At 42.0% G+C, this 22,585-nt stretch carries 27 protein-coding genes; 9 read left to right on the top strand and 18 right to left on the bottom strand.

The annotated features are described in order from the left end of the window. Nucleotides 1-4: 4 nt before the first annotated feature. The gene (serC, locus tag LEP1GSC050_RS13465; protein WP_010571730.1) at nucleotides 5-1,096 is read right to left on the bottom strand and encodes a 3-phosphoserine/phosphohydroxythreonine transaminase; all 1,092 of its coding nucleotides are present in this window, start codon (nucleotides 1,094-1,096) and stop codon (nucleotides 5-7) included. 159 nt (nucleotides 1,097-1,255) lie between these two features. Between serC and LEP1GSC050_RS13470 the strand changes: the two genes are divergently transcribed. Then, nucleotides 1,256-2,941, top strand: a complete 1,686-nt coding sequence (locus LEP1GSC050_RS13470; RefSeq protein ID WP_010571731.1) for a P83/100 family protein — start codon at nucleotides 1,256-1,258, stop codon at nucleotides 2,939-2,941. Between the two features lie 357 nt (nucleotides 2,942-3,298). On the opposite strand, the gene fliE is transcribed toward LEP1GSC050_RS13470, so the two are convergent. The 3 genes from fliE to flgB are packed head-to-tail and all read right to left on the bottom strand — an operon-like array spanning nucleotide 3,299 to nucleotide 4,637. Continuing rightward, nucleotides 3,299-3,679, bottom strand: a complete 381-nt coding sequence (gene fliE, locus LEP1GSC050_RS13475; protein ID WP_010417131.1) for a flagellar hook-basal body complex protein FliE — start codon at nucleotides 3,677-3,679, stop codon at nucleotides 3,299-3,301. A 23-nt stretch (nucleotides 3,680-3,702) separates the two neighbouring features. Beyond that, nucleotides 3,703-4,164, bottom strand: a complete 462-nt coding sequence (gene flgC / locus LEP1GSC050_RS13480; RefSeq protein WP_010417134.1) for a flagellar basal body rod protein FlgC — start codon at nucleotides 4,162-4,164, stop codon at nucleotides 3,703-3,705. 41 nt (nucleotides 4,165-4,205) lie between these two features. Continuing rightward, nucleotides 4,206-4,637: a flagellar basal body rod protein FlgB gene (flgB, locus tag LEP1GSC050_RS13485; protein ID WP_010571732.1), complete on the bottom strand. Its 432-nt coding sequence runs from the start codon at nucleotides 4,635-4,637 to the stop codon at nucleotides 4,206-4,208. Nucleotides 4,638-4,748: 111 nt separating this feature from the next. Between flgB and LEP1GSC050_RS13490 the strand changes: the two genes are divergently transcribed. The 3 genes from LEP1GSC050_RS13490 to LEP1GSC050_RS13500 all read left to right on the top strand — a co-directional run bounded on the left by LEP1GSC050_RS13490 (nucleotide 4,749) and on the right by LEP1GSC050_RS13500 (nucleotide 6,739). Then, nucleotides 4,749-5,039, top strand: coding sequence for an STAS domain-containing protein (locus LEP1GSC050_RS13490; RefSeq protein WP_010571733.1), 291 nt, complete (start codon nucleotides 4,749-4,751; stop codon nucleotides 5,037-5,039). A 192-nt stretch (nucleotides 5,040-5,231) separates the two neighbouring features. Then, nucleotides 5,232-5,642 (top strand): LIC10301 family lipoprotein, encoded by a 411-nt coding sequence (locus LEP1GSC050_RS13495; protein WP_010571734.1) that lies wholly within the window; start codon nucleotides 5,232-5,234, stop codon nucleotides 5,640-5,642. A 2-nt stretch (nucleotides 5,643-5,644) separates the two neighbouring features. Next, nucleotides 5,645-6,739, top strand: a complete 1,095-nt coding sequence (locus tag LEP1GSC050_RS13500) for a tetratricopeptide repeat protein (RefSeq protein WP_010571735.1) — start codon at nucleotides 5,645-5,647, stop codon at nucleotides 6,737-6,739. Here LEP1GSC050_RS13500 and LEP1GSC050_RS13505 read toward each other — a convergent pair. The 7 genes from LEP1GSC050_RS13505 to LEP1GSC050_RS13530 form a co-directional block, all read right to left on the bottom strand. Beyond that, nucleotides 6,736-7,164, bottom strand: coding sequence for a YbaN family protein (locus LEP1GSC050_RS13505; RefSeq protein WP_020987759.1), 429 nt, complete (start codon nucleotides 7,162-7,164; stop codon nucleotides 6,736-6,738). The two genes, LEP1GSC050_RS13500 and LEP1GSC050_RS13505, sit on opposite strands and share 4 nt — an antisense overlap. Before the next feature lie 171 nt (nucleotides 7,165-7,335). Next, a complete protein-coding gene (locus LEP1GSC050_RS13510; RefSeq protein WP_010571737.1) occupies nucleotides 7,336-8,745 on the bottom strand; it encodes an NAD(P)(+) transhydrogenase (Re/Si-specific) subunit beta in 1,410 nt (469 codons plus the stop codon). A gap of 10 nt (nucleotides 8,746-8,755) precedes the next feature. Next, on the bottom strand, nucleotides 8,756-9,037 hold the full coding sequence (locus tag LEP1GSC050_RS13515; protein WP_010417145.1) for an NAD(P) transhydrogenase subunit alpha: 282 nt from the start codon (nucleotides 9,035-9,037) through the stop codon (nucleotides 8,756-8,758). Nucleotides 9,038-9,106: 69 nt separating this feature from the next. After that, nucleotides 9,107-9,814, bottom strand: coding sequence for a 7-cyano-7-deazaguanine synthase QueC (queC, locus tag LEP1GSC050_RS13520; RefSeq protein WP_010571738.1), 708 nt, complete (start codon nucleotides 9,812-9,814; stop codon nucleotides 9,107-9,109). Between the two features lie 7 nt (nucleotides 9,815-9,821). Beyond that, nucleotides 9,822-10,202: a 6-carboxytetrahydropterin synthase QueD gene (queD, locus tag LEP1GSC050_RS13525; protein WP_010571739.1), complete on the bottom strand. Its 381-nt coding sequence runs from the start codon at nucleotides 10,200-10,202 to the stop codon at nucleotides 9,822-9,824. A 124-nt stretch (nucleotides 10,203-10,326) separates the two neighbouring features. Then, a complete protein-coding gene (locus tag LEP1GSC050_RS20985; RefSeq protein ID WP_010417147.1) occupies nucleotides 10,327-10,473 on the bottom strand; it encodes a hypothetical protein in 147 nt (48 codons plus the stop codon). Nucleotides 10,474-10,595: 122 nt separating this feature from the next. Continuing rightward, nucleotides 10,596-11,531: a cation diffusion facilitator family transporter gene (locus tag LEP1GSC050_RS13530; RefSeq protein ID WP_010571740.1), complete on the bottom strand. Its 936-nt coding sequence runs from the start codon at nucleotides 11,529-11,531 to the stop codon at nucleotides 10,596-10,598. A gap of 94 nt (nucleotides 11,532-11,625) precedes the next feature. On the opposite strand from LEP1GSC050_RS13530, the gene LEP1GSC050_RS13535 reads away from it, so the two are divergent. From LEP1GSC050_RS13535 to LEP1GSC050_RS13545, 3 genes are read left to right on the top strand one after another with little or no spacing between them, the layout of a single operon-like run. Then, entirely contained in the window at nucleotides 11,626-12,231 is a 606-nt protein-coding gene (locus LEP1GSC050_RS13535; RefSeq protein ID WP_040911697.1) for a uracil-DNA glycosylase, read from the top strand. A gap of 10 nt (nucleotides 12,232-12,241) precedes the next feature. Beyond that, nucleotides 12,242-13,216: a YjgN family protein gene (locus tag LEP1GSC050_RS13540; protein WP_010571742.1), complete on the top strand. Its 975-nt coding sequence runs from the start codon at nucleotides 12,242-12,244 to the stop codon at nucleotides 13,214-13,216. A gap of 51 nt (nucleotides 13,217-13,267) precedes the next feature. Next, nucleotides 13,268-14,404: a M48 family metallopeptidase gene (locus LEP1GSC050_RS13545; protein WP_010571743.1), complete on the top strand. Its 1,137-nt coding sequence runs from the start codon at nucleotides 13,268-13,270 to the stop codon at nucleotides 14,402-14,404. A 16-nt stretch (nucleotides 14,405-14,420) separates the two neighbouring features. Here LEP1GSC050_RS13545 and LEP1GSC050_RS13550 read toward each other — a convergent pair whose 3' ends face one another. From LEP1GSC050_RS13550 to LEP1GSC050_RS21370, 4 genes are all read right to left on the bottom strand, one after another. Beyond that, nucleotides 14,421-15,353: an alpha/beta fold hydrolase gene (locus LEP1GSC050_RS13550; protein WP_010571744.1), complete on the bottom strand. Its 933-nt coding sequence runs from the start codon at nucleotides 15,351-15,353 to the stop codon at nucleotides 14,421-14,423. A gap of 13 nt (nucleotides 15,354-15,366) precedes the next feature. Beyond that, nucleotides 15,367-16,437, bottom strand: coding sequence for an alpha/beta hydrolase (locus tag LEP1GSC050_RS13555; protein WP_084695341.1), 1,071 nt, complete (start codon nucleotides 16,435-16,437; stop codon nucleotides 15,367-15,369). A 304-nt stretch (nucleotides 16,438-16,741) separates the two neighbouring features. Further along, nucleotides 16,742-17,083: a fatty acid desaturase CarF family protein gene (locus LEP1GSC050_RS21365; RefSeq protein WP_456297484.1), complete on the bottom strand. Its 342-nt coding sequence runs from the start codon at nucleotides 17,081-17,083 to the stop codon at nucleotides 16,742-16,744. Between the two features lie 29 nt (nucleotides 17,084-17,112). After that, entirely contained in the window at nucleotides 17,113-17,307 is a 195-nt protein-coding gene (locus tag LEP1GSC050_RS21370) for a fatty acid desaturase CarF family protein (RefSeq protein WP_020987362.1), read from the bottom strand. Between the two features lie 411 nt (nucleotides 17,308-17,718). Between LEP1GSC050_RS21370 and LEP1GSC050_RS13570 the strand changes: the two genes are divergently transcribed. Then, entirely contained in the window at nucleotides 17,719-20,115 is a 2,397-nt protein-coding gene (locus tag LEP1GSC050_RS13570) for a PAS domain-containing sensor histidine kinase (protein ID WP_010571747.1), read from the top strand. 42 nt (nucleotides 20,116-20,157) lie between these two features. On the opposite strand, the gene msrA is transcribed toward LEP1GSC050_RS13570, so the two are convergent. Beyond that, on the bottom strand, nucleotides 20,158-20,667 hold the full coding sequence (msrA, locus tag LEP1GSC050_RS13575; RefSeq protein WP_010571748.1) for a peptide-methionine (S)-S-oxide reductase MsrA: 510 nt from the start codon (nucleotides 20,665-20,667) through the stop codon (nucleotides 20,158-20,160). A 181-nt stretch (nucleotides 20,668-20,848) separates the two neighbouring features. On the opposite strand from msrA, the gene LEP1GSC050_RS13580 reads away from it, so the two are divergent. Beyond that, nucleotides 20,849-21,301, top strand: coding sequence for a DUF1564 family protein (locus LEP1GSC050_RS13580; protein WP_040911703.1), 453 nt, complete (start codon nucleotides 20,849-20,851; stop codon nucleotides 21,299-21,301). 21 nt (nucleotides 21,302-21,322) lie between these two features. Here LEP1GSC050_RS13580 and LEP1GSC050_RS13585 read toward each other — a convergent pair whose 3' ends face one another. Next, on the bottom strand, nucleotides 21,323-21,760 hold the full coding sequence (locus tag LEP1GSC050_RS13585) for a Crp/Fnr family transcriptional regulator (protein WP_010571750.1): 438 nt from the start codon (nucleotides 21,758-21,760) through the stop codon (nucleotides 21,323-21,325). Further along, nucleotides 21,757-22,320: a Crp/Fnr family transcriptional regulator gene (locus LEP1GSC050_RS13590; RefSeq protein ID WP_010571751.1), complete on the bottom strand. Its 564-nt coding sequence runs from the start codon at nucleotides 22,318-22,320 to the stop codon at nucleotides 21,757-21,759. Before LEP1GSC050_RS13590 ends, LEP1GSC050_RS13585 begins: the two co-directional genes overlap by 4 nt. Nucleotides 22,321-22,585 lie beyond the last annotated feature (265 nt).

Below are 22,585 nucleotides of genomic sequence, written 5' to 3' on the forward strand. Positions count from 1 at the left end.
TGGCTTAGGCGTTAGCTTCGAATTCTTTCATGAATTCTATCAAAGCCAAGATTCCTTCTTTTGGCATAGAATTGTATATGGAAGCTCGAAATCCGCCTACAAGACGATGCCCTTCGAGGCCGTGCAATCCACGGTCGTCGGCCTGTTCTATAAACTTCGGTTCTAACGATTTATCTTTTAAAGTAAACACAGCATTCATCGTAGATCGGTACGGTTTTTTTACCGGGACCGTATATAATGAAGTCGAATCCAGATAATCGTAAAGGAGTTTTGCTTTGTCGTCGTTTTCCTTCTCTACAACATCCAAGCCTCCTTTTTCTTTTAGCCATTCGAAAACCAACTTAGCCATATAGATGGAATACGTGGGTGGAGTGTTATACATAGACTTATTCTTTACGGTCAAGCCGTAATCCATTAATACTGGGATCGTCCTTTTAGACCGACCGAGTAAGTCCTTTCGAATGATCACAACACTTAAACCCGCCGGGCCTATATTCTTTTGAGCGCCTGCAAAGATGACACCGAACTTCCGAATATCAATTTTTCTTGATAGTATTTCGGAGGTCATATCCGCGACGAGAGGCGCCTTGGTGATCGTAGGAATAGTAGGATAACGCGAGCCGAACAAAGTATTATTGGATGTTATATAAAAGTAAGCGGCTCCATCACTTACGTTTGCATCCGTTAGATCCGGGACTGTCGTATAATGTTGGGAATCACCGTCATAAATTTTTTGGACGGGATTAAATCGCAGAGCTTCCTCCATCGCCTTTTTCGCAAAAATTCCGGTGATGGAATAGTCGGCGCTTTCGCCCTCCTTTAACAGGTTCCAGGGAATCGCGGAAAAATGAAGGGTGGCACCGCCCGAAAAGAAAGCGATTTCAAATTCGTCCGGGATTGATAATAATTCGCGTAGGAGAGCTAACGCTTCGTCCAACACTTGATCGAATAGTTTGCCCCTATGGCTGACTTCCATAATGGACATTCCGGAATTCCTGAAATTCAAAAATTCTCCGGCTGCTTTTTCCATTACCGAAGTAGGGAGCATGGCCGGACCGGCACAGAAATTATAAATTCTACGTCGAAATTCGCGCATGAGACTAGGGTAAAATTCGGTCGTGAAGGGGCAACTTTCTTCCTATTAAGTAAGTAATCATTCGGGAAAAATCCTTGGCAGGTTGGTCCGAAACATCGTACGATAGCCCTCACGCTGTTTATGCCTAGCAGCAGATTTGCAGTTCTAAGGAGTTCCTACATGTCACGGATTCGACTGACCGTCCTCGCGATCGTTCTCGGAAGTTTTGCCACTTCCCATTATGCACAGTCCGGTCCCCGATTAGGGGAAACCGAGGTTCGCTCTTCGGGGAGGGTAAATTTTATAAACCGTTCCGCAGCTAGGGCAGATGAGGAAACTAAAGGCAGTAATTCTAAAACAGGTACGGCTCTTGCCGAATCACTTAAGAAGGATGCAAAAAATAAGGCCAGCGAAGATGGGGTCAGTGCGATACGTATCCTTCCGGAAGATAAAAAGTTCGGCGCAGATATTATCAGTCTCGGTAAGGAAACTGAATTCGGTCACATTAATTCCATTCAACGAATTTTAACGGGTTATGTTAAGACGAACTTCGGTTACTCGGAGCAAAATTCCGAAACGCTTGCGACTTATATTCTTTATTATAATGCGATTCATAGAAAAGGCGCCTCGTATGTTAAGCGTAAATACGGAGAAGAAGTAGTTAAGAATTTAACTCCCGATAAAATAGGTATCGCGAGACGATACAGCGAATGGCCCGATAAAACGCAGATCGTCATTCCGATAGTCGGCAATATTCTTTCCGAAGACGGTAAAGATGTTCATACGGATGAGCTCGAAACCGAAGTAAACAAGGATCTGGATAAGAAGAAGGAGGGGCAAGATGATAAGAAAAAAATGGACGACCTCCAACGTAATAAGCTCGAAGACGAGAAACGAAAGTTAGAAGAAAAGAAAGACGAGAATAAAAAGCAACAACAGCAAGCTGCCGAAAAAGAGAGAAAAGTCGAAAAAGAACTTCAGGAATTAAATAAGGATCCGGTTAAGAACAAGAAGCAGATCGTTCAGAAACAGGAAGAAAGAAAACAAGTTCAGCAGCAGCAGCAACAGACTAAAAAGGAAGAGCAGCAGTTAAAGGAGAAAGAAAAGGAAATCGCCAAGAAAGAAGAAGCGCGAAAATCGGATTCAAAATCCTCGTCGACTGATTCGGCCAAATCCGACTCTAAAAAGGATTCCTCCACTGCTTCCAGCGATTCTAAGAAAGACGAAGCCAAGCCTGACGAAAAAAAGAGTAAGGAAGAACTTCAAAAAGAACTAACGGATACCAAGAAAGAACTGGAGACAGTCAAAGAAGAGCAGAAGAAAAAAGAAGAATTTGATAAGAATGTCGTCGGAGGTAGGATCCTATTCTTAAAAACTCTTAAATATCTTTCCGACGGACACTACAGTAATGAGTTGCACGCTTTAGACCCGGCGAATGACGATGAGATCTCCAAAGGAGAATTCAATAAGATATGCGGTAGAACTTTCGAAGTCGTTGACGGAAAGGCTCTCGTTGTTGGATATGAATCCGATCACTCTGCAGAACATAAGCTAATCCTTATCGATCAAGAGACGCTTAAACCGACGGTTTGGTCTAAAGATTCGGTTTTCTGGCGCTCGCCAATGATTCTTAAAGGAGAAGAAGTATACGCTTTCGAAGAAAGAAACGGAAAGTATTTCCTGGCCCGATTCGATAAATCTCTAAAGAAAATGGCCGGAACCGAAGAAGAGATTAGCCCGAATTCGAATGTTACTTTCTTCGGTGACAAAATTTATGTTACCGGTAAAGAAGAAGGAGCTGGATCTACGCAGATCACCGTCTTTAACAAAGCGGATTTAAAGTTGATTAAAATGATTAAGCCTTGATTGGGAATTTAGCCCCCGCCCTTCCTGGGCGGGGGCCGGTGCGGTGGTACCACGGAATGTCGTATTTCATAAAATCGACAATTCTTCAATTCGTTTTCATTTCAGCTAGTTGTGGGAGCTCCTACAAATTCGCAGGAATCTTTTAGTTTACTTATCTCGTGATTTACAATAGGTCGGCAATCTTTACTAATCTGCCGTTAAGATTCTTCCCGCGGAGCGAAAGATATGAGATTTTATAGCTCCTTCCCTAATGGATTTAGAACATAAATAGCAGTATATTTATTTCCGGATTAAAAATAGGGACCGGGCTGCTCATTATATAACCCGATGCTTTGCGCTTAATAGAAGAAAAGAGAATCATCTCATCGAGGTAAGATCGCGGTAAGCTCGAACTACTCCGTCCGCCAATGTCTTAGTAAATGTCAGGGAAACTCTGGCTTTTTCAGACGCTATCATGACTTCATGAGCATCTACACTGTTCGGATCATAGACCATCTTCTGAGTTAGTTCGTCCGCTTCGACTTGAAGATCGTTAACCGACTTAAATGCGTTTCTCATGGCTTCTGAAAAACTTTCAGCCACATAATCGGGAGAAACCGATTCTTTAACGTCTTTATAATGCCGTTCGTCTTCTGCCTTAACGTTTACCTTGTCTCCTTTTGGAGAAAGTGGAAAGCGAGATTCAGAATAACCCGAATTATAAGTGTACCAAAGTTTGGAATTAAAATCTACTTGCACGGTTTTCTCCTATGACGGGTCTTTTATGCCCTTCCGATTTCCAGAGCCTTATTAAACATCGCTTTAGAACCGGTGATCATTTGAACGTTCGCTTCGTAAGAACGGGATGCCGAGATCATATCAGTCATTTCCGTTACTATGTTAACGTTCGGCATTTCTACATATCCTTTTTTAGGGCCGATTTGTATGGAATCCGGATGGGTCGGATCGTAAACTAATCGCAAAGGAGACATGTCCTTTTCGATTTTCATTACTTTCACACCTTTGCCTTCTCCCGGCGCGATGCCGAACGGATAGACGGGACTTTTCCAACGTGTACGCAGGTTTACTGGCGTTAATACGACTCTATCTCTTCGAAACGGGCCGTCACCGTTGGTATTACGAGTCGTAGTCGCGTTAGCGATATTGTTTCCGATTACGTCCATACGCAATCTTTGGGCTGAAAGGCCGGTCGCCGAAATGTTGATCGAAGTAAACAGTCCCATTTTCCTTCCCCTATTATTCAGCTATGTCCCATCTACGGGACTTAAGCGAGTCTCATGACGTTTTTTAAATCACGGTAGTTTGCATTGAGGCGATCTGCCATGAGCATATATTGCATTTGCGAATTGGACGCGTCGACGACTTCCTTTTCAGGATCGACGTTGTTTCCGTCCGCTCTCATCGTCGTGAGATAGTCTATATTCGACTTTGGCTGCACTTGGCGGTAATCCAACGGAGTAAAGAAAGAAATATGCCTTTCGTCCTCGATTCGCGTAGGAATTGCCTTGGAAGTTTCTATTTTCTCCGATTCAAGAGCCCGCTTGATCATGGATTCAAAAAGCACTTCGCTTCTCTTAAAATGTGGAACATCAGCATTTGCGATATTATCCGAGATGACTTTACGCTTCAAGGTTGCAGCGTTCATCCCTCTCTCCAAGAGATCCTGGGTTTTCATGAAATGTGTTTTTTCAAACATAGTACTTTCCCAACTAAAATTTCGGTTGAATTCGGGATTTCCAAAAGATAAAAAAAGTATCCGGCGGAAATTTTCGGCGGAGAAATGGCAAAAAAAGGGAAATAATGAAAGATGGGCGACAATTCCGAGATTATCGAGATCAAGCCGGAGCTAACAGCTCTCTTTAACGATTATTATGCCTTCCGAAACCAGCTGATGGACGCAATAGCGAAAAAACCGAAACGAATCGTGCTAAATTTGGGAAAAATCCCCGTTATGAATTCCATTTCGATTAGTTCCTTAGTTTGGTTCTGCAAAAACGCTCAGTCCGACGGAATTGAGATCCAAATCCAAGAGATACACCCTGATCTGATGAAAACGTTCGAAGTTTTGAAAATAGACGAATACTTTCAGCAGATTTAAGAAACCAAATATTAATTCAATGTGATAAATTCCTGTTAGTTCAGTAGGATCGGTTCTCGAGGAATAACAGATACTTTTGTTCCTCTCTTCTGTTCGGAATTTAAATTTACTATGACGACTCGCGGTTTTGAAGGATGTCTATGAGAATGAAATTCCCTCGACAAGGGATTCGACGTAAGTAGCCTGGGCCCGATGAAAAAATTTCTCCTTCTGTTTACGGTACTTCTGACTTTGTGGAATTGTCATAAAGCACTCCCGGAACAAATTTTAGGAATCTGGGAAAATACGAAGACTTGTTCGCCTGAAGGTAGCTGCAAATTTCCGGTCACTGCTCCCGGAGCAAAACTTACGATTTTGCGGAACGGATTGGCTCTCTATGGTGATCCTGAATTACAGGGAACCGAAAAAGGAAAGGAATTCCATATCGAATATGTTCTTCATGAAGAAGGGACTAAATCGAAATCCCCCGAGTTAGCGTTTCGATTCTTAGATTTAGGTTTTGAAATTCGCTATGTGATTTCTAAGGTCAGCGATGCCGAAATGGAACTCTTTAACCCGGAAAAGAATAATACGGAAACCTATAAAAGGGTAGGCGTAAAATAAGAATGCATCTTTCGTTAAGGAAGACGGCTCTATTCGTAGCCGTTTTTGCATTTTTTTTCGGTTTAGATCTGCTTCGAGCGGAAGTAAGCGGAGAAGAATCTCCGTCGGTAATTCCCGCTTCTCCCGAAGGAGAATTACCTCCTCCTCCGCCGCCCACCGATCAATCCGAAATCTCCCGTCGTAAATATCAAATACTCGCCCTTAATACTGAGACTATCAATTTACTTAGGAGTAATAATCTAGTTCGCTCGCAGGCGAATATCGAAAGAATCAAGAAACTAGATCCCGATTGTTTGGAGTATTACTATCTAAACGGGGCATACTTGTATGCGATCGGTCGTTACCCTCAATCTAAGAAATCTCTATTAAAGGCGGTCGAGATAAATCCGAACCATGATCCGTCTTATTATCTACTCGGTATGATTTTCGTGCGTCGGAATAAATGGGAATCGTCCGTTCAATATTTTCAAAAAGCTGTCGAATTAGCGAATTATAATCCTTTCTATCGATTGAATATGGCTATGGCATATTTTGAAACGGGTCAGTATCTTCGCGCAAAGGCTGAATCGGAAAAGGCGGTGGAGTTGAAACCCAATTTCCGAAATGCGAAACTCATTTTACTCAAATCCGATTTTCTGCTCGGGAATAAAGCTAATGCACTGGCTCTATGTAAAGAATTCGCAAAAGAAGGGTTTCTTACAAAGGAATTCGCTTATATTTATGCTCGGTTAACGATGGATATCGATAAGAATTTTCGTAAAGCGATTAAGTTGTACAATCAATTTCCGGAGCTGCCGTTCAATGAAAAACGGTTTCTGGCTTATGCATACTTTCACACCGATAATTTTCGGGCTTCTGCAAATGTTTATTCGACGATTCTCGGGACTAGAATATTAAGCGAAGAAGATAAAGTGAATTATTTACGTTCACTTGTCTTTATCAAAGATTATCGAAGACTAGAAACTTTCATTGCAGGTTGGGTTCACGAAGAACCGGACAAAAAAGTGAAGATTCAAGAAGCGCTGGATATTGCGGAGTTATTAAGAGACAATGACCCGAAAGTTTACCATATGCTACCTTCCCGGTCTCCCTATTAATTGAGCGTTTCTTTTTTCTTTGTGGGGAATCGTAAAAGATACGCGATGACAATCAGTCCGATCACCCCCATTCCGATTCGAACCGCAATTACAGGCAGAAATATCGCACTGAGTCCCATAGTCAGGATAATTGTCGAAACAGCTATGATTTTGGCGCGTAATGGAATAGCTTTATGAATTCTCCAATCTCTAATGAATGATCCGAAATATCTGTTATTCATTAACCAATTATAGAATCTTTCGGAAGCCTTAGCATAGCAGGCTGCTGCCAGGAGAAGAAAGGGTGTCGTCGGAAGTCCCGGTACGAATATTCCTAAAATTCCTAATGCGACGCAGACCGTTCCAAATATGATTAGTAGCGTTCGAATCAATTTGGATTTATGAGGTTGTACCTCATGGCTATAATCTTTGTATTCCTTTTGCATCGGGACCTCCTCCATTTTTCTTCGAAGAAATCAGTTCGAATTAATTTTTAAAAGTATTTTTGCGTCGTTCAAGAGACGTTTCCCGGAGCTATCACTTTTGAGCATAAAACAAAAATGGGAGGATTTCTCCTCCCATTTTAAAACCAAGAACAAAAACTTGTTATCCGATTGTTACATGTCTTTCAGGGCCGTTACGATTTCTTGAGTGGCTTTCTTTCCATCTTGGAAATACATTAGAGTATTTTCTTGGATGAACAATGGGTTTGGAACTCCGGCGAAACCCGGGCTTAAAGAACGTTTGATTACGATGATCGTTTTAGCTTTTTCTACGTCCAAAATCGGCATTCCCGCGATCGGAGAATTCGGATCGGTCTTGGCTAAAGGATTTACTACGTCGTTCGCGCCGTTGACAATTACTACATCGACCGTATCGAAGGTCGGGTTGATCTCGTCCATTTCTTTCATCTTATCGTAAGGGATATCGGCTTCCGCCAATAAGACGTTCATGTGTCCAGGCATCCTTCCCGCAACAGGATGGATTGCAAACTCCACTTCGATTCCGCGATCCGTAAGTTGATTGTAAAGGTCGCGAACAGCATGCTGAGCTTGCGCGACTGCCATTCCGTAGCCTGGAACGATAACAACACGCTGTGCCATATCCAAAAGCATCGCGACTTCTTCGGCAGAAGTACTTTTAGTTTTTCCGGCATAAATGTCGCCCGAATCGGTAGTGGTGACTGCCCCGCCTAATCCGCCGAAGAGAACGTTCGGAAGCGATCGGTTCATCGCTTTACACATAATTTGAGTCAGAATTACACCGGAGGCTCCGACTAAAGATCCGGCGATGATCAATACGTTATTTCCCAACACGAATCCAGTTGCGGAAGCCGCGATTCCTGAATAAGAGTTTAATAATGCGATTACTACCGGCATATCGGCGCCGCCGATCGGCATTACCAAAAGCACTCCAAGAACGGAGCCTACGATTACGACATACCAATACCATTCGACGGCTTTCGGTTGGGTAACGTTCAAGTAACCGAGATACAAAGATCCGGCAAAGAACAATACTTTTACGATTTGATCACCTAGATATCGAACCGATTTTTCGGAAACTAAACCTTGCAGTTTTCCGAATGCGACTACGCTCCCGGTGAAAGTCACAGCACCAATGATTCCAGTCGCGGCGGTTGAAATAGTGAACTGGTAATTTGTGAGTAATTCTGCGTTTTTACCTGTCTCCAATATTTCCATGAGAGAATTTCCGCCGACTAAGAAGGAGGCTAAACCGCCAAAGCCGTTTAGTAACGCGACGAGTTGCGGCATTCCGGTCATTTCTACCGTAAGAGCGATGTAAGTTCCGATAACGGTTCCGACAAGAATACCGGAGGCGATCCAAATGATATCTTCCTGTCCGATTTTTCCGTATTCTATAAATACTCCGACTACTGCGAGGAACATACCGATCGCGCCGATAAAGTTACCGCGAACTGCGGTTTTCGGGTGCGATAAATATTTCAACCCGATGATAAATAGGATACTTGAGATTAAGTATAGAAGGTTGATAAACGCTTTTTCCATTTTTTAAATCTTAGTCCTTTTTCTTGAACATTCCGAGCATTCGATGAGTTACGACGAAACCGCCGACTACGTTGATGGTAGCTCCGACTATAGCGATAAACCCAAGAATTTTAACCAAGGGACTATTAACGGAGTGAAGAGTTAAAATCGCTCCAATAATCGTGATTCCCGAAATCGCGTTCGAGCCGGACATTAGGGGAGTGTGCAAAAGGGGAGGAATACGGGTGATGACTTCGAATCCTACGAACACTGCGAGGAGGAAAATCGTCAGGTAGCCTACGAATTGTTCCATATTAGCTTCCTTGGGTAGGGCTGCCGGCAGGAAATTAGAAAAAAACCGGGGCCCGGAAAATCTGTTCGTTCACTTTTCCGGGATGCCTGCTTCCTGAAAACCCTTTTTTCGAAGTAGGCAAGAGTCGCACTTTCCGCAAGGCTTTCCGTTGATCGGGTCGTAACAGGAATGAGTCATAGAAAAGGGAACTCCTAGTTTAGCTCCCAGCAGGACAATTTCCTTTTTTCCCAAATATTGAAGAGGAGCGGCGATTTCCAAAGGATGTCCTTCCGCACCTGCCTTTGTGCCGATTCGAATTGCTTCGGAATAGGCCTTTAAGAATTCCGGGCGACAATCCGGATAACCGGAATAGTCGAGAGCATTAACGCCGATATAAAGTCGGTCTGCTTGAATTCCTTCCGCAAGGGAAACTCCGAAGGATAAAAAAAGAATATTCCGACCGGGCACATACGTATTTGGAATTCCTGATTTGCCTAAGGCATTCTTTGGAACTTTTATTTTCTTTTCGGTTAGCGATGAACCTAAAAAAAACTTCGGTTGAAGCTTTTGGATTAAATGAGGGATTCGCAATCGGTTCGCAATTTTTTTAGCGGATTTCAGCTCCACTTTATGGCGCTGATCATAATCGAAAGAAAGGGCAATTGGTGCATAGCCATCTTCAATCGCCTGATAAAGGCAAGTCGTTGAATCTAATCCACCCGAAAACAGCACGACGGCTTTAGGCTTATCGGGGGAGAAATTTCTCCGAGCGGTGTTTGATTCTTTTTTAGTAGCCATTCCTTAGTTAGGCAATATGTCTCGGACCTTCATATATACATGCACTTGTGCAGGTTTCATGAAGGGTAATTTTAGTCAGTAAAGGTAATCGAGGTCTTAATTTTTCCCAAAGCCAGACGCAGATATTTTCGCTGGTAGGATTTTCTAAGCCTTCTATTTCATTTAATAAATAATGGTCTAAATAATTGTCCAAAAGAGGTTTCACAAACTTGCTGACTTCAGCAAAATCCATTAACCATCCGGTAACCGGGTCAATGGTTCCCTTTAAATGCAATTTAAAGCGGAAACTATGACCGTGCATTCTCCTGCATTTATGACCTTGAGGGACGTTCGGGAGAAAATGTGCCGCATCGAAGCGAAATTCTTTAGTTAGTTCGATTTCTTCCATCAGTTTGGCCTACGAAGCTTTATAAGGAAAGAGTCTTGAACAAAAGAGCCAATGGAAAATTCCCAATTAGTTAGGAGCTCCGAAGGTCGATGAGAAAAAAAAGGAAGGACAGAAAGTTTTCCTCTTATTTTACCAATTCCTTTAGAATTTCCTGGCGTTTTGCGTCTTTTTGCTGTTGGTTTAACACCAACCACTCGCGTTTAATTTGCTTCTCGCTAATACCTTTGGCTTCGGCGTATTTTTTGATGAGCTTTGCAGTCTTTTGGTTCATACCAGACCAAAATCTCGGGATCTGGCTACCTGTCAAGAAGTGTGGAAAGGTTTATTTGGTCTTATTCGAATCTTACAATTATGTCTAGCGTAACATGAGGTTCTGAAATTCCGATTACGATCTCAGCATTCTTCGTACGGACAATCGATCCCGATGGGTTCGACTTCTACGGTAGCATGCGGAATTCGAAATTCTTTCGTAATCTTTCGGATTTTCTCTTTCAGTTTTTGCGCATGAGAAATGGAGGTCCCGGTCACTCCTACATGCAATGTCAACACATGATAGTCGCCGTCCATAGACCAAAGATGCAGATCATGAATGGATTCAACGCCCTTTAGACTGAGAATGCGTTTTTCAAGCTCTTTCGTATCGATACCTTCTGGTGTCGATTGGAGATGTAAAAGTAAAATTTTTCTTAAATTACGGAAAGATTGTACTCCGACCCATATCGAAATTAAGATAGATAAGAGAGGATCTAACCAGCTCCATCCAAATAATAGAAGTGCAATGCTTCCAATCAAAACTGCGACCCAACCTAAAACATCTTCGAGCAAATGTAGGACGACCGTCTTGCTGTTTATCCCGTCCACGGTTTTCATTTTTAGCAACGCGGCTCCGTTAACAATGATTCCTAAGAAGGATAGGCCTAACATTCCCCAGCCGTTCGGATTGGCAGGATTTTGTAATCTAGGAAAAGCAAACGCAATGATTGCGATGGATCCGCCAAAGAGAACTATCGAATTTACCAAGGCCGCTGAGAGACCTAGTCGTTTATAACCGAATGTAAACGTTTGAGTTCTTGGCCTTGCCGCAATTTTTTGAAAGATCCAGGCTAACGCCAAGAACCCGCTATCTCCTAAGTCATGCAAGGCATCGGACAGAATCGCTAAACTATTGGAAGCGTAGCCGCCGATCAACTCGACGATTGCAAAGCCGAAGTTTAAAATGAATGCGTAAAAAAAAGCCTTGGAACCGTCCGGCCTGATACCATGAGAATGCCTGATATGCTCATCGTGATTATGCGGTTCGTGGTTTTCGTGATGATGATGGCCGTGCATAACTCAAAGATAGATCGTACATTTATTTTCCGCCAACTCCTTTTTCGGAAAGTAGTTGCGGGATAACGGGAACTCCGTATCGATTAAGAGTCCTATGAATACAGCAGAGAAAGCCGAACAACTTAAATTGATCGCAGAAGAAGTTTCTAAATGCACGAAATGCAAACTGCATAGTACTCGAACCCAGACAGTATTTGGGGAAGGAAATCCCTCGGCGGAAATCATGTTTATCGGAGAAGGTCCCGGTAAGCAGGAGGATTTGACCGGCCGTCCATTTGTAGGCAAAGCCGGAGAGCTATTAACTAGAATCATCGAAAAAGGGATTGGGATTCCAAGAGAAAGTGTCTTCATAGCTAACGTCACGAAATGTCGTCCCACCGTTGATCTAAAATTCGAAAAGGATCGCCCCCCGGACGAGGAAGAAACGATCGCTTGTTCGCCTTATCTGTTGCGCCAGATCACGATAATCCAACCTAAGGTAATCATTACGTTAGGAAATCCTTCCACTCGATTCATCCTTAGAACTCAAGAGGGAATTACTAAGCTCAGAGGAAAATGGGGGGATTTTCACGGGATTCCCGTGATGCCGACCTATCATCCCAGCTATGTGATCAGAAACGGCGGAGAAAATAGTCCTTTAAAACGGGATGTCTGGGAGGATATTAAGGCGGTTTTGGAAAAATTAGGTTGGAAACGATAGGAGAGATCGGTTGGAAAATCAAAGGAATACTCAACTCAAATTTGACGGGAAAGGGGGGGATCTTCTCGGTATTTATCTTTTCAACGCTTTGGCGACGATTGCTACATTAGGCGTTTATTATTTTTGGGCAACCGTTCGAGCTAGAAAATACCTGAACCGACATCTTGTCTTCATGGATCAACGGTTTGATTTTCATGCTACGGGTAAGGAAAAATTTATAGGATTCCTAAAAGCCGCATTATTATTCGCGATAGCGGCGGTTGTTTATTATGCCTGGAAGACACTGCTCGGGTTTTTTATTTCGACCGAGTGGGCGTTCGTATTTTCTATCATACCGATTTATTTAGTGATCTTGATCCTTTTGCCGTTCGTAATAGTAGGAAGCTTTCGATTCTTCTTAAGTAGAACCTCCTATAACAATATACGGTTCCATTTTTCCGGTCATCCGGTCGAGTTAATCAAGATATTCGTTCCCGGCGTAATTTTTTCCGTACTCAGTTTAGGATTCTATATTCCTTGGTTTTTAATTAGCCTACGGACATTTTACACGGATAATTCATATTATGGAAGCGCCGGCTTTAAGTTTAATGGTAAGGGCTCCGAATTGTTTTGGATTTATTTCAAAGGGATCCTGCTATTCATACCTACTTTAGGTTTATATTATTCTTGGCTGAAAGCCAACGTACAAAATTATTACTGGAATCATACTACATTTAACGGCATTAAAATAGATTCGGATTTGAAAGGAGAGGATATATTAATTTATATCATTCTTTCCTATTTTTTAATAATCATAACTTTAGGGATCGCTTTTCCTTGGGTGTCGGTAATCTGGATAAAACTTTATATGGAAGCGATTTCATTGGAAGTGGAACCGGATTTAAGCGCAATTCGTCCTGAATTCGATTCGGGAGCATCTCCTATTGCCGACGGTATGGAAAGCATAGCTAGCATAGCCGATTCTATTTCCAGTTTTCTAGGATAATAGTAGATTTTAGTTCGCTAAATTTAGACAATCCGAGGAATTGAATTTGTGATGGAAGATCTATATTATGACGGAAAAACGCCGCTTCCTAAAAAAGGGACTCTCATTATTAAGGAGAATAACCTATACTTCGCCGCTGATCAGAAAGAGTATCGATTTTCGATCCAGGATATCATTGGCTTGGAAAAATTCGCTTCTGAATATAGATTAGAAATAGGAAATTTAGATTCTTATAATTCTACCGTAATAATAGTCTTTTATTCCGAAAATACCTATGATAATCTGATCTCAATTCTCAAACAAGGCAAAGGTGGCATTATCTCCGGAATATGGATGAGTGCCGGGATTTGGCAGAAAATCGGAGCACTGGCGATTGTAGCTTTTATCGTTATACTCGGATACAATTCTGCTCTATCGTATTTGTATCATGTTGTTCCGATGAGTTACGATAAGACCCGAGCGACTTTACTATCGCCTAAAATTCGGGAATTTTTGTATGTTTGCTCCGCTCCGGAGATAAATCACGTAGTCGATGCTATCGGGAAAAAATTAAAGGATTCTGCCGATCCCTTTACTTATGATATTGTCGTCGTTCAGGACAATATTACGAACGCGTTTGCATTGCCCGGTGGAAATATTATTATTTTTACGAATTTACTCTCTACGACGGAAAGTCCGGAAGAATTAGCCGGCGTCATTGCGCACGAAATGGCACATGTACGTAGGCGACATGGTACAAGAAACGAGATTCGGTATCTGGGTAATTTTTTATTCTTATCTTTAGCGATTGGATCCGGTTTCGAAGGTGTCGAGTTCATCGAAAATATGGATACGTTCTATGAATTAACGAGTGCCGCCTTGTTCAGTCAAAAGTTTTCACGAGAATTCGAGATAGAAGCGGATAGGGAAGCTTTAGAGAATCTTAAGAAATCGAATATTACCGCGGAAGGAATGTTACATTGGTTCGAAAGACTTAAAGTTACTCAGGCGAAAAAAGAAAAGGAGGAGAGTTCGATGAATATTCCGGATTTTCTAAGCTCTCATCCTCCGACAGACGAGCGAATTAATGTGATTCGGCGCGAGATAACTAAAGCGGGATATTCGAAAGGAACGCTCGGGATCTCCAGGTCGAAATGGATTCGAATTCGAAATCAATGCGGCCCGAAGGTGACCGCACCGGTCAAATAGGATCTTTAGATCGATTTTATTCTCCCTTCTTTTTCTTTAACCAATCCGCGATTCGCTGATATATTTCGGAGGCGGCGTCTTCGTGTGCAAATAGAGATAGATGATCGTAATCGATGCTTCCGCGATTGTCCCTACCGATTTCGAAAAACTGACTGGATCCTTTTTTCCTTCTATAAACCGGATGTATCGATTCTGCCGGAGAAACGCTGTCGATTTTTCCGGCGATAAAGAGAGTAGGAAAATCCAACGATTCGAATTCCGCCCAGTTCTTGGGATTTTCTTCTAACGATGGGAGATAATTCCAAAGATTTCCGTACATGAAAAGAGTCGCCGGATCGTCCTCGTCGTATGAAATGAATCTAGAGCAGAAAGAGTCCTTGTTTTTGCAGGAATCCGTTAAATCAGTTCCGAATCGTTTTTCTTTCCTCATATCTTCCAGGAAGCTATCATTGAATTTGTAATCCATTCCGGTTCCTAAAAAGAAGCTTTTATAAATGCCGAGATCTTTTTTGCCATGAAGGTAATGCAAGATTGTTTGGCCGCCGAGAGAAACCCCTCCCAGAATATAATCTTTTCGATTCGTAACTTTCTGAATTTGTGATATAGCTTGGGGAAGAATTTTTTCCCCGATATCTTTCAAATCGATTCCTGAATATGTGTCGAAATGTAAAAGATAAACCGAAAAGCCGTTTCCGTTCAAGACCCCGATGAGTCCGGAATAATCGCCGATATACAGGGCTTTCTTATTCACTAAAACCGGATCTAGAATTAAAATAGGAGGATATTCGGAATCGACCTGTGAAAACGTCGTGAGATAGACGTTCGGAGCAATATTAGCCGTCTGTTTTGTGAATTTTTCCTCGGTAATTCGAACGTATCGAGTACATGAAACGAGAAATCCGAACAGAACGAAAGATAGGGTAGCAACAAAGATGTTTTTTATTTTCATAATAGATTCCGATTCAGTTTCTCTTATTCAACCAGCGTAGTAATACGGGGAACACTTCCTCGTCGGCTTTTTTGCCGATCAATAAATCCGTGTGTCCGTAATCGTCTGAATGGCCTTTTCCTTTGGAGGCAATGAACAGCGTTTTATCAGCCGTACCGATATTGTCGTAAACGTAGCGTAATGAATACGTAAATCCGAGTTTATCTCGCCGTCCACCTATGATCAATGTAGGAATTTTAATATTGGCTATGCCTTCCGCGTAATTTTGCTTTCCATCCTCGGCTCGGAAAGAACCCGTTTCTATGACTTTTTCCATTTGCCTTGCTTCCCTTTTAGTAACGGAAGCGATCGATGTAGTGAGTACGCCGCTTACGATCTTCGGATCAATATTATTCGCGTGCCAGAAGAGTTCTTCGAAATTCTTTTTAGGTAGGAATGGGATACCGGTTCCTCCGCGAATTCCGGACCAAGTTTCCGTCGGAACTACCGGCCACAGATAGAGCCCCCAAGTAAAATTGGTCCATAGCTGCAGAGCTCTAGAGGGCGGATCCATGATTATCGGGGACCCGATCGTGATTAAATTTGCGACCCTGCTTTCTCCCAAAGTACCCAAACGAGCATATAATAACATACCGCCCAAGCTATGCCCGATCCAGTTAACTTTTTCCTTACCTGTCGTACTGAGTACATATTTAATCGCAGCATCGACGTCTTGCTTGATATAATCGTCGATCGAATAGTCGAAAGTTTTTTCCCCAAAGAAGAGAGACGGAGAGCCTGCATCTTGCCTTCCCCGGAGATCAAGCAACCATACGTCATAGCCTTCTTTCTGTAGACTAGCAACTAGAGAGGACTTTTCGTTGATCTTAAAATATTTCCGATTTGCGATGAAGCCGTGGCAAATAATAACAGGGAATTTTTTTACAGCCATTCCTGCAATCGGCGGAAAGTGTTCGATCGATAGGTTCCAATTATCTGCGGTTTTCGGATGAGAAATTTCCCCATTTAACGCGATATTTGCGGAACAGGATGCAAATAGTGAAAGAAAGACAAAGCAAAGGAGTGCATTACGGATCATACTCATCGATACTCTTTTTTCCGGGAAGAGAATCAAGGAAAAATCGATAATTTTGAATCTCTCGGATTTTTGAATTTGCTCCGTCCGTTCCGGTTCTCCATTCTAAACAATGTTAGGGAGCTTTTTCGCGGTTTTGAGCCCCGCCCTTCCTGGGCGGGGGCCGGTGCGGTGGATTCGCGAAGTCGTCGTATCGCACATTTTAATCGTTTTTGCAAGCTAATTTGTCCGAATTCTTATGTGGGACCTCCAACAATATTTAACTTTAAAATATAGTTGCATGTTTAAAGTCCATGTGATCTGCGAAGAATAATTATAAATTGCACGACCGGAAAAAAATAACTTTAAGAAATTTTAATATTTTTCTTAGGAGATAGTTTTTGTCGTTTGAGCATTGAGAACAAATACTCGATTTTTTTACTTTACGATAAAATCCGACTTTATGGAGAGCATGATTCCGCCGGCCGGCAGTAATACAAAAATACGTATTGTACAGCGAAGTATGATGTATGCGATGATATTCGGGGGAAAGAATCCAATTTTTTCTTTGAAGAAAAGAAATCCACCGCACTGGTGCATCCTGGTGGACCCACTTATGAATTTGATTCGTTAAAAAATTCCGATTAAAACGAAGAGCCAGAAAAAACGGCCTCAAGGACCTCCTTCAAAATCGGCAGGAAGGTATTAGTCGTATATTAATTTCGGAAGAGATACTAGACAATTATTTCCGTTAGTTTCAACAAAATCATGTCGCGTAATCCCTTTGGGGTCCGCGTGGTGTTCGCGAAACGGAAAAATGAAAACTTTTCCGATATAGGGTGTCCGTTCATTTCCGAAACTGTCTCCTAAAAAATGCACAAATCCCGAAATGAAATCCACCTAAGATAGGAGGAGAGTACGAGTAAGAAAATCAGCGTTCGAATCGGTGATTCTAAGAATTCTCCAATGAAAAAAGAAGAGAATTTCTATAGGGAAGCAGCTCCGAAAAACAGGAACGAAACTACGCTTAACATTTCTAATAAGCGGTGAATTCGAAAAGGGGAGGGAAACATCGTTTTGAATACGCTCATCTTCGATTACTGAGATATCTTTGCCATTACTACGGAAATTTCAAGATTTTTAACCACTCAATGGCGCTTAGGTAACGATTATCCTAATCAATTTCTATAAAGTAATAAAAAGTTTTGAATAAATTCCGTTATGAGAAGAAAATTTTTTATTTCGTTAAATCAAGCTTTTCTTTCTCCTTATGCGGCGGGTATATAGAATGCCCAATAACCCGTTTTGATTATGAAACGAAGAATACTCGAATTTTTACGGCCACCGGTTTTTTCCGACGCCCAAAAAGACGCATCTGTCAGGCTACTTTACGGTTTAATGTACGTTTGCTTGGGAGTAATGATCGTATTTCGGATTCTACATCCTTTATTATCCGAAAAACCTAAGCCGACATATATTTCCGTATATTTGATTCCCTTGGCCGTCCTAATTAGTCATATTCTGGCTAAAAAAGGAAAACTGAAAGCTGCCGCACATTTTTTGGTCGGTCTTCATTGGCTACTTTTGTTTTTTATAATACTTCGAGAAGGGGGAGTTCAATCGATTGCGTTTTCTTTCTGTATGGTCTTGATCGTCTTCTCTGCATTAGTGCTAGGGAATATAGCCGCAATGACCTATATGATATTGTCTATTATCGCCGGCTCATTAAGCATCTATCTGAGTGAAAATAACATTATAGAGCCGGTTTTTCGGGCGAATTCGAATAAAGCCGTACTTCTAGGAGTGTCAATCGGTTTTTTCATGGTGGCTGTACTTATGCGATTCGCCCTTATCGGATTCCGTAAGATGCAAGAGGAGCTGTCTGAGGTCCAACTTTATGCAAAAGTCGGCGGCTGGACGTTTAATACCGAAACGTTAGAACTGACTTTGACAAAGGAATATCTAATTCTTCTCGGGAAGGAGGACGCTCGCGAATCCAAGACATTTGCGTTCGATTCATTTTTAGAATTGCACGTCGTCGAAGAAGATCGCGATCGGTTATACGATATCTTAGAGGATAGTTTGGCAAACAAGAACGATCCGACATTCTCCGTTGATTACGTTTATCAAGCTATCAGAATGGATGGTAGTCGAAGGTTCATTCAGGTAAGAGGAAAATTTAGGGATTCGATCGTAGGCTTCGGTACTGGTCAGGACATTACGGACAAATACCTTTCCCAGGAAAAATTAAGGACAAGTCAGGAACTTTTTGCAAAAATTTTCCAATTAAGCCCGTATGCTATTTCGATTTCCCGCGTTTCCGACGGGAGATACTTCGATATCAACGAAGGATTTACCCGTCTCTTCGGTTTTGCAAGAGAGGAGGTTATAGGAAAAACTGCATTCGATATTCAACTCTGGGTGAATCCGGCAGATCGGGTCGGATTTGCGGAAACTATAAAAAGAGATGGAATTCTTTTAAATGCGGAGACGTTGTTTCGAACCAAGAATGGACAGATCGTGCATTCGGTATTTTCGACAAGACTTGTCGTCATAGACGGTGAACCAAGCCTGATCAATGTCGTTCAAGATACTACGGAAAGAAAGGAAGCCGAAGATCTTAGAATTTTAAACCGTGAGATTTCGGAACAGAATAAGCTTATCGAAGAGCAGAAAAAAGAATTAGAAGAAACGTTGCAGAATTTAAAAAAAGCGCAAAATCAATTAGTTCTATCCGAAAAGATGGCGGCATTAGGCCAATTGGTTGCGGGAATTGCGCATGAAATTAATAATCCGATCGGCGTAATTAGCGCTTCTAACGAAACGATTAGAAGTCACTTTTCTCGATCAATGCAACGTATGGAAGAGGCATTTGTGATCTTGCAGGGATTACAGGAAAAGGCTAGAGACGACTTATATTCCCTTCTACGTAAAGGTCACTATAACCAGGAGTTATTATCCCCGAAGGAGGCTCGGGAAAGAACAAAGGTTTTAGAAGGCAATTTAAAAGAATTAGGAATCGAAGGAGCAAGATCTCTGGCCGAAGAATTGGTGGAAGCGGGTCTCGAAAACGCTCTGTCGGATTTTCCTCGCTTGTTTACCGGAAGACATTCTAGGGAATTATTGATGTATGCGCTAGATGAAATTCAAGCCGCTAGAAGCTGTCGGCTAATCGAAATGTCCGTCGATCGAACGTCAAAGATCGTCTACGCGCTCAAAAATTTTTCTCATTTCCGTTCGGGAGGAATTAAGACGGCTGTACATCTTTACGAGAGCTTGGATACGGTTTTAACGATTTATCATAATCAACTCAAGACGGGTATCGAAATCAAAAAAGATTATAATGGCATTCCGCCCATCCAAGCATATCCGGATGATTTGCTTCATGTTTGGACAAACTTAGTTTATAATGCGGCTCAAGCCATGAACTTTAAGGGTGTTTTAAAACTTGAAATTCACAGAGTAGGTGATTATGAAGCTGAGGTAAGAATTTCAGATACCGGTCCCGGGATTGCGGATTCAATCGCGGATCGTATTTTCGAACCTTTCTTTACTACGAAATCTCAGGGTGAAGGGTCCGGTTTAGGATTGGATATCGTTAGGCGTATTGTCGAGAATCATAACGGTTCGATTCGTTTCGAGTCCTCTTCGGAAGGTACTACTTTCTATGTTCGCTTACCTATAAATTCATCCGGCGATTTCGTTTAGAGATTCCTTTCATGTTTCACTAGCAGATATTTTTCGCCCTCTCTAACCTTTCTTTTTTAGAAATTTTTCAATCTTGGGTCGAATTACATAATGGCAGTAAGGCTGATTAGGATTTGTGCGAAAATAATTTTGGTGGTAGTTTTCAGCGGGGAAAAATTTTTCCATCGCGATGATTTCGGTAACAATCGGATCCTTAAAATGTGATTGAGCCTTTTCTCGAGATTCCTCCGCGATTTTTTTCTGTTCCGGAGTTTCATAAAGAATGATACTTCTATATTGAGTTCCTTCGTCATTTCCTTGGCGGTTTCTCGTAGTCGGATCGTGGGCCTCCCAAAAAATGTTCAGTATATCGGAAAATGAAATTCGCTGGGGATCGAAACCGATGCGAATCACTTCCGCATGTCCCGTGAGTCCTGTGCATACCGACTTGTAATTTGGTGAAGGATCCGAGCCTCCCGCATAACCGGAAACGATCGATTCCACACCGTCTACTAGCTGATATATCGCTTCGACACACCAGAAGCAGCCGCCCCCTACCGTCGCATATTCCATTTTTTTTTCCTCAGCCATTCTGCCTCCTCCGGATTCTTACTTATATTAGATTTGGCGACAATTGCGAAAAATAAAAAAGGTTTCGAATTCGATTAAATTCGGCGCTGTTTTTTGAAAAAGCTAGCTATGGTAAGATGAAAAAATACGACCGACGAAAGAATTCCGATCCATGTATATGATTATGAAACTGAAAGTAATCTTTGAAAAGAAGAAAGTAATTCCGAAAGTTGTTTCGCTTCGAGCGAAGTCTTCCCGCGGGGAGCTCCCTAACTGTACGCTCATTATTTCGGAGGAACTATACGATCGTTTTCGGAAAAGGTGGAAAGGCGAGCGACCACTAGCGCGTTGTCTAAACGAACTTCTTACAATTTATGGCGCCGATTTGGAGAAGGCTGATAAATTGAATCCTGGTTCGTTTATGCTTCTCTATCAACGAAAACGTCGCGAATCGGGAGGAGATTGGAATCGTATCAATTTTCGACCGGCCGGAAACGATTGGACAAGGCTGGGAAATTTGTCGCGCTGGCACGGAGTATCTAGATGCTTTTTATTTAGTTATTTGCTGGAGCTCCATTTAAAGAGGAAGGTCGAATCAAAAGCTCTCCCTCTCGCTGCAAGAAAGAAAAGCGCTTAGAAACTTTCTCCCCGAGAGGGATTAAACATCTACTCTCGGTTTGATTTCTTCCAAGTTAACCGAAGAGAGGGAACTTAATTTACCGATCTCTTCCTCGACGGAAACTAATCTTTCGATCATTGTACTTAGCAGTATTGAAAAGAATTTAGGATTTGTTTGTCCGATTTTATGAAACATATCCTTATCGAGACTTCCGATTTTTGCCTTATCCGAAATGACCCTAGCGCCGGCAGCTCTGGGAATTTTACTGATCAATGCCATTTCTCCAAAAAAGGAACCGGCAGTAAGTTTACGAATTATCCTCACTTCTCCGTCATATGTTTTGCTAATCTCTAATTCTCCGCAAAATAGAAAATACATCATCCCTGTCGACATATCCTTCTCTTCGAATACGGTTTCTCCCGATAAGTAAGTTTTAACGGAAATATTATTAATAAATTCTAATATATTTATGCTCATGCCGCGCTCTCTTTTCCGGGTTTCGTATTAATGGCAGCAGTTTTCGGATTCGGCTTAGGAATAGTCGTTTCTTCCTTCTCGGAAAGTTCGGGCTGAATTTCTTCCTTTGGGAGTTCCGAAGTCGGCGCAGCAGTTTCTCCGACGGGGTTTTCTCCATTTCGCCGATGTATTTCAGAATACAGCGATTCAAGTTTTCCTTCGGCACGGTTTAGTTTTTCGATCGTGTTTTTGAGCAGTAAAAGCAAAAACTGCGGATTGGTTTGCTCCAACTTACCGAAAACTGCTTTATTCAATATTCCGACTTTCGCCGTCGGTGAAATAACTTGCACCGACATAGTTCTTAGTTTCCCGGAGATCAGGGAAATTTCGCCGAAGAATTCGCCGGGCGAAAGATCTTTAATCGGACGCTCCTGATTTTGGTCGCGGCGTTTTGAAACTCTTAGCTGACCTTGAAAAAGAAAATACATGTTTCCGTTAGGTAAGTCCCCTTCTCGGAAGATATAGGAACCCCTTTCATACGTTACTGGAGTGACGCTTTGTAAGAGATCGGCCGCCATCATATAGAATGATTCGACGAGAAAAAGTAATTAGATCCGAAGACTCGACGAAAAATTAGAATCTGAAATACGTTCCAATTTTCTTAGGATGGTTAGGTCGAGGCCTAGTCCGCAAAGTTTAGTTGGATTTGAAACGGAATTGTTCGGTTTTATTATCCCTTGGGTGGTGATAAAATGTTATAGAATTTTACGTATCAAAAATCCAAAGATACGACTGAGAAGCGGGTATTTTTCTTCAAATATATTAAATAAGATGAATTTAATTTTT

Origin of the sequence: Leptospira broomii serovar Hurstbridge str. 5399, assembly GCF_000243715.2 — a bacterium.
GTDB lineage: Bacteria > Spirochaetota > Leptospiria > Leptospirales > Leptospiraceae > Leptospira_B > Leptospira_B broomii.

Coding starts and splice junctions, on each gene's coding strand:
- serC (WP_010571730.1), bottom strand. CDS start 1,096: ATGCGCGAATTTCGACGTAGAATTTATAATTTCTGTGCCGGTCCGGCC.
- LEP1GSC050_RS13470 (WP_010571731.1), top strand. CDS start 1,256: ATGTCACGGATTCGACTGACCGTCCTCGCGATCGTTCTCGGAAGTTTT.
- flgC (WP_010417134.1), bottom strand. CDS start 4,164: ATGGGACTGTTTACTTCGATCAACATTTCGGCGACCGGCCTTTCAGCC.
- flgB (WP_010571732.1), bottom strand. CDS start 4,637: ATGTTTGAAAAAACACATTTCATGAAAACCCAGGATCTCTTGGAGAGA.
- LEP1GSC050_RS13490 (WP_010571733.1), top strand. CDS start 4,749: ATGGGCGACAATTCCGAGATTATCGAGATCAAGCCGGAGCTAACAGCT.
- LEP1GSC050_RS13495 (WP_010571734.1), top strand. CDS start 5,232: ATGAAAAAATTTCTCCTTCTGTTTACGGTACTTCTGACTTTGTGGAAT.
- LEP1GSC050_RS13500 (WP_010571735.1), top strand. CDS start 5,645: ATGCATCTTTCGTTAAGGAAGACGGCTCTATTCGTAGCCGTTTTTGCA.
- LEP1GSC050_RS13505 (WP_020987759.1), bottom strand. CDS start 7,164: ATGCAAAAGGAATACAAAGATTATAGCCATGAGGTACAACCTCATAAA.
- LEP1GSC050_RS13510 (WP_010571737.1), bottom strand. CDS start 8,745: ATGGAAAAAGCGTTTATCAACCTTCTATACTTAATCTCAAGTATCCTA.
- LEP1GSC050_RS13515 (WP_010417145.1), bottom strand. CDS start 9,037: ATGGAACAATTCGTAGGCTACCTGACGATTTTCCTCCTCGCAGTGTTC.
- queC (WP_010571738.1), bottom strand. CDS start 9,814: ATGGCTACTAAAAAAGAATCAAACACCGCTCGGAGAAATTTCTCCCCC.
- queD (WP_010571739.1), bottom strand. CDS start 10,202: ATGGAAGAAATCGAACTAACTAAAGAATTTCGCTTCGATGCGGCACAT.
- LEP1GSC050_RS20985 (WP_010417147.1), bottom strand. CDS start 10,473: ATGAACCAAAAGACTGCAAAGCTCATCAAAAAATACGCCGAAGCCAAA.
- LEP1GSC050_RS13530 (WP_010571740.1), bottom strand. CDS start 11,531: ATGCACGGCCATCATCATCACGAAAACCACGAACCGCATAATCACGAT.
- LEP1GSC050_RS13535 (WP_040911697.1), top strand. CDS start 11,626: ATGAATACAGCAGAGAAAGCCGAACAACTTAAATTGATCGCAGAAGAA.
- LEP1GSC050_RS13545 (WP_010571743.1), top strand. CDS start 13,268: ATGGAAGATCTATATTATGACGGAAAAACGCCGCTTCCTAAAAAAGGG.
- LEP1GSC050_RS13550 (WP_010571744.1), bottom strand. CDS start 15,353: ATGAAAATAAAAAACATCTTTGTTGCTACCCTATCTTTCGTTCTGTTC.
- LEP1GSC050_RS13555 (WP_084695341.1), bottom strand. CDS start 16,437: ATGAGTATGATCCGTAATGCACTCCTTTGCTTTGTCTTTCTTTCACTA.
- LEP1GSC050_RS13570 (WP_010571747.1), top strand. CDS start 17,719: ATGAAACGAAGAATACTCGAATTTTTACGGCCACCGGTTTTTTCCGAC.
- msrA (WP_010571748.1), bottom strand. CDS start 20,667: ATGGAATATGCGACGGTAGGGGGCGGCTGCTTCTGGTGTGTCGAAGCG.
- LEP1GSC050_RS13580 (WP_040911703.1), top strand. CDS start 20,849: ATGAAACTGAAAGTAATCTTTGAAAAGAAGAAAGTAATTCCGAAAGTT.
- LEP1GSC050_RS13585 (WP_010571750.1), bottom strand. CDS start 21,760: ATGAGCATAAATATATTAGAATTTATTAATAATATTTCCGTTAAAACT.
- LEP1GSC050_RS13590 (WP_010571751.1), bottom strand. CDS start 22,320: ATGATGGCGGCCGATCTCTTACAAAGCGTCACTCCAGTAACGTATGAA.